Source organism: Candidatus Aquarickettsia rohweri (genome assembly GCF_003953955.1).
In the GTDB taxonomy this organism is placed as follows: domain Bacteria; phylum Pseudomonadota; class Alphaproteobacteria; order Rickettsiales; family Midichloriaceae; genus Aquirickettsia; species Aquirickettsia rohweri.
In genome coordinates this window covers 1-4,208 of sequence record NZ_RXFM01000108.1, presented here as the reverse complement: position 1 = coordinate 4,208, position 4,208 = coordinate 1, and the positions used below count along the sequence as shown (strand labels likewise).

Sequence of the window (4,208 nt, the reverse complement as noted above, 5' to 3'; positions counted from 1 at the left end):
CTCGTCCATTCTCCAACTACCATTGACTGGCTTCTTTCTTTTTCTGAATCTTCCTTCAAGTATTGGCATAAACTTTATTACCCACCTTTGTAAAGTAGCGTGATCAATGGCGAATCCTCTCAACCCGCCTATCTCCTCTATCTCTCTATAACTTAGAGAATATCTTCCTTTCATATACAATGATACCATTATTATTTCTGGACCATATTCATGATTCTTGAAATACTTCATTAATTTTGGGTCTACTTTCAGCATTATTAACATCTATCATTTCTTTCAGAATATCAAAGATTCTTATACTTTTCAACAGATGCGACAGAACCCTAATTTCTAAAGTTACTAATTTTAAATTTTGATGCTTCTTTGAAAGATTAATTAATTCAGTACTTTTATTTTTATCTCTATACGTTGCAAAAATATTTGCTGTACTATTTTTATTTAATATTTCCTTTATTAAACCTAGACCTATCCCTCTATTTGCACCTACTATAAGAATATTATCTAACATTAGCTCCTCAATTATTATATGATATAACTTAAAATTATTTATTAACTTCTTCCTTATTAATAACTTGATTATCACAACCAGTTAAATATATAAGTCCATCATCAATCTTTGGTAATGCAATAGAAGTATTTTTAGAAAATATCCACCCTTCATAAATAATTTGACCATGATTTGTAACAGAAATAAAAGCCATGCTAACTGGATTTAAAGTATCTTTTATATCTTTTTTACACTCTTTAAGATTGATAAATGATCCTTCTGTCAATTCTAAATTCTCTTCTAATTTTAATTCTTTATTAGAGCTATGACCAGTATTATAGTCTAAAATTCTAATTTTTGCTAAATTAAAAGATTCTAATTCTCCTTGAATTATCGATTGCTTAGTAATATCTAAATCAGAGTTAGTTGATTTATAAATATCTTCATCAAGAACACTAAATGCAGATTCTGTATTCTCATTCTCTATTTCATCAAATGCACTAATGTATTGATTACAATTAAATATAAAAGTTAAGTAAATAAATATTATAATTGTGTATTTAACTAATTGAGTTTTCTGCACTAGAATCATTGAATATATAGTTTTGCTCATCCGATTTATTATAATTTGAAAAAGCATTTTCATCTATTTGCATTTGATTATTACTACCTTTTAGTCCAAAAATAAATTTACTTATCAATCCTTCAAGATTAATAGATGATTGTGTGAATTCAATTGTGTCACCTTCGACAAGAGATTTTTCTTCTGTACCTGGTGCAATAGATATATATTTATCACCTAAAATACTTGAACTTACTATTTGAGCTGAACTATCTTCTGGTAATTTAATTTTTTTATTAATGAGCATTTGAACTTCAGCTGAATAAGTATCATAATCTAAACGTTGAGAAATAACTTTTCCAATAACTACGCCACTTACTTTTACTTCACTACCTAATTTAATACCATCAATATTATCAAATATAGCATTAATTATATATTGATCATTTTTATCTAATTGATGATCAGAACTCTGGTAAACAATATAACTAAATGTGATTGCTATAAATAAAACTAAAAATCCAACTACAATTTCAAATATATTCTTCATAAGTAAGCTACACTAATTTATTTTGGTTTCCATGCAACATAATCTCCAGTTGATTCTAATCTAACCTTATCATTAGAAAAAAAATGTCCGGATGGATAATAAGACAATTGAGACCCAGATAAATTAAGCGTCCTAGGCTTTATCCATTTATATAATGTTTTTGTATTTTTTATAGGCAACTTATCATCTTGATGATGTAACCAACTATACCAATTAGAACTGATTTTAGTTGCTTCAGGAATACCGTTATAAATAACCCATCTCATATCTCTACTAAAATACCTTGAAAACCTATTTGATTTATAAAATACATTGCCAAATTCGTCTTCTCCAACTTTTTTACCAAAAAGCTTACTAAAAAATTTATTTGCTAATTCCATTTGTTACTTTTAACAATAAACATATGTATAATTTTAAGTTATTTATTTATTTCTTTCAATATTAATATTTGCAAAAGGATTAAAAAATTTGCTCTTCAATTCTTATTAATTCATTATATTTGCATACTCTATCAGTCCTTGATATAGAGCCAGTTTTAATGAAAGGACTTTTTGTTGCAACAGCCATATGGGCTATAGTAGTATCTTCTGTTTCACCAGATCGATGGGAAATAATATGAGTAAAATTATATTTTTTAGCAATATTAATACTCTCTAATGTCTCAGTTAACGTTCCTATTTGATTCATTTTTATTAGAATTGAATTTGCTAATTTTTGATCAATACCTTGCTTTAATTTTGTAGGATTTGTAACAAATAAATCATCCCCAATAATCCTAATTTTATCTCCAATTTTCTGATTCAGTAATTTCCATCCCTCATAATCTTGCTCAAAAAATGGATCTTCAATAGAAATTATAGGATATTCATTACATAATTTTTTATAATATTCCACTAACTCAATATTTGTTAATGTATTTTTTTCACCGTTAAAATTATATTTACCATTAATATATAATTCATTAGCAGCAATATCTAGTGCTAAACAAACTTCTGTTCCTAGCTTATATCCAGCATATTGTATTGCTTCTACTATAAGATTCAATGCTTGATTAGTAGTCTTAATATCGGGTGCAAAACCACCTTCATCACCAGTATTTACTTTAAAATGATTTTTTTTAAGGACTTTTTTCAGTGAGTGAAAAATTTCACATGCTATTTTTAAATTCTTAGAAATACTATCGTATTTTACTGGCACAATCATAAATTCTTGAATATCCAAACCATTATCTGCATGTGCTCCTCCATTTATGATATTTAACATTGGCTTAGGTAAAGAGTACTTGCTAGAGTTTGTTATTACTTCAAATAATTGCTTATTCTCAAGATTAGCCATTGCTTTTGCAAAAGCAATGGATATTGATAAAATAGTATTTGCACCTAAATTAGATTTATTTGCTGTTCCATCTAATTTTATCAAAAAATTATCTAAATCCTCTTGAGAATTAAATTTTACATCCAAGATCTTTCTTTTAATTTCATTATTAATCTTCTCTGCAGAAATTAAAACTCCCTCTCCATTATAATCTTTGCTTTTATCCCTTAATTCAATAGCTTCAAATATACCTTTAGAAGCTCCACTTGGCACTGATGCTCTGCCAAAAAATTTATTATTTATAATTAAATCTGTTTCTACAGTAGGATTCCCTCTACTGTCAAATATTTGACGAGACTTTAAATAGGTTATCTTCACTAACTATATTAATAATAAGTTATGAGGCCGAGGCCAGAATCGAACTGGCGCCTAGTGGATTTGCAATCCACTGCATTACCACTTTGCTACTCGGCCAAAGCAAAGATAACCCTATTCTAATTACCAACTTTGGTCAAGAATTATCACAACTTATTTTAACAAGCATTTAACTTATCTAGAATTGAATCAATTATATACTCATGTGCTTTATTATTGATTAATCCATCATTAATTAACTCATCAAGACCCTCAAAAAATGGCTTACAATTATATTCTCCATCTAAATTATGACAAATTTTAGAAGTTTCTATAATATTTATAATTTCTTGTTCATTTAATATTTTATCAAACTTATGAAGATCTTTTGATATTCCATTACCTTCAGTAACCAATATTTTCCAAAAAGCTCCTTCCAAAAATTTACCTGAAGAATAATCATTATTTATTGATGCCTTAATATCATAATACTTTTCAGCAGATAATTTTTTACCTTTAAGATAGTCTTCTAAATTTAAATTATCAAAACTAATTTGAACAACATTAAATAATTGATCAGTTAAATTCTCACTCTTTTTTAAACAATACAGCCCCTGTTCTAAGGAAGATTTGGCTCTGTCGCATCTGTAATATGGTGTAAAATTTTTAAATTATTTATAGATTTTTCCATTAAGCAGCTAGTGAAAGAAATTTATCAAAGTCAGAATTATAATTGTCATTGTCAGCAAGTTGTCCTTTTTTAATCATGTGCAAGAGTTCTATTCCCGCAATAGTTCTGGCGGCACTTCTAAAGGATTTGAAGCCAAGCATCGGCCTAGTTCGTTTCTTTATAAATCTGTGATCGCCTTCTATCCTATTGTTGAGATATTTGTTCTGCCTAATTTCTATTTGGTTTTCTTTAGATAATGGCTTATTGATTG

The 4,208-nt window shown here is 27.5% G+C and carries 7 protein-coding genes, 1 tRNA gene and 1 pseudogene; all 9 read right to left on the bottom strand.

What is annotated here, in order from left to right:
* Nucleotides 1-231 (bottom strand): annotated as a pseudogene (locus EIC27_RS06325) (IS6 family transposase); the annotation flags it as partial.
* A complete protein-coding gene (locus EIC27_RS06320; RefSeq protein ID WP_126045221.1) occupies nucleotides 209-508 on the bottom strand; it encodes a Rossmann-fold NAD(P)-binding domain-containing protein in 300 nt (99 codons plus the stop codon). The gene EIC27_RS06320 and the pseudogene EIC27_RS06325, both read right to left, overlap by 23 nt.
* A 34-nt stretch (nucleotides 509-542) precedes the next feature.
* Nucleotides 543-1,070 carry a DUF2155 domain-containing protein gene (locus EIC27_RS06315; RefSeq protein ID WP_162298360.1) on the bottom strand — a complete coding sequence of 176 codons (528 nt, stop codon included), beginning with the start codon at nucleotides 1,068-1,070 and terminating at the stop codon, nucleotides 543-545.
* On the bottom strand, nucleotides 1,048-1,599 hold the full coding sequence (gene mlaD, locus EIC27_RS06310) for an outer membrane lipid asymmetry maintenance protein MlaD (RefSeq protein ID WP_126045219.1): 552 nt from the start codon (nucleotides 1,597-1,599) through the stop codon (nucleotides 1,048-1,050). The genes EIC27_RS06315 and mlaD overlap by 23 nt, the downstream gene beginning before the upstream one ends.
* A 17-nt stretch (nucleotides 1,600-1,616) precedes the next feature.
* Nucleotides 1,617-1,979 carry an NADH-ubiquinone oxidoreductase subunit NDUFA12 family protein gene (locus EIC27_RS06305; RefSeq protein WP_126045218.1) on the bottom strand — a complete coding sequence of 121 codons (363 nt, stop codon included), beginning with the start codon at nucleotides 1,977-1,979 and terminating at the stop codon, nucleotides 1,617-1,619.
* Between the two features lie 79 nt (nucleotides 1,980-2,058).
* Entirely contained in the window at nucleotides 2,059-3,291 is a 1,233-nt protein-coding gene (gene eno / locus EIC27_RS06300; RefSeq protein WP_126045217.1) for a phosphopyruvate hydratase, read from the bottom strand.
* Between the two features lie 24 nt (nucleotides 3,292-3,315).
* Nucleotides 3,316-3,387, bottom strand: a tRNA-Cys gene (locus tag EIC27_RS06295).
* 59 nt (nucleotides 3,388-3,446) lie between these two features.
* Nucleotides 3,447-3,707 (bottom strand): hypothetical protein, encoded by a 261-nt coding sequence (locus tag EIC27_RS06290; protein ID WP_126045216.1) that lies wholly within the window; start codon nucleotides 3,705-3,707, stop codon nucleotides 3,447-3,449.
* A gap of 250 nt (nucleotides 3,708-3,957) precedes the next feature.
* A partial coding sequence (locus EIC27_RS06285; protein WP_126044873.1) for a DDE-type integrase/transposase/recombinase occupies nucleotides 3,958-4,208 on the bottom strand: 251 nt, incomplete at its 5' end.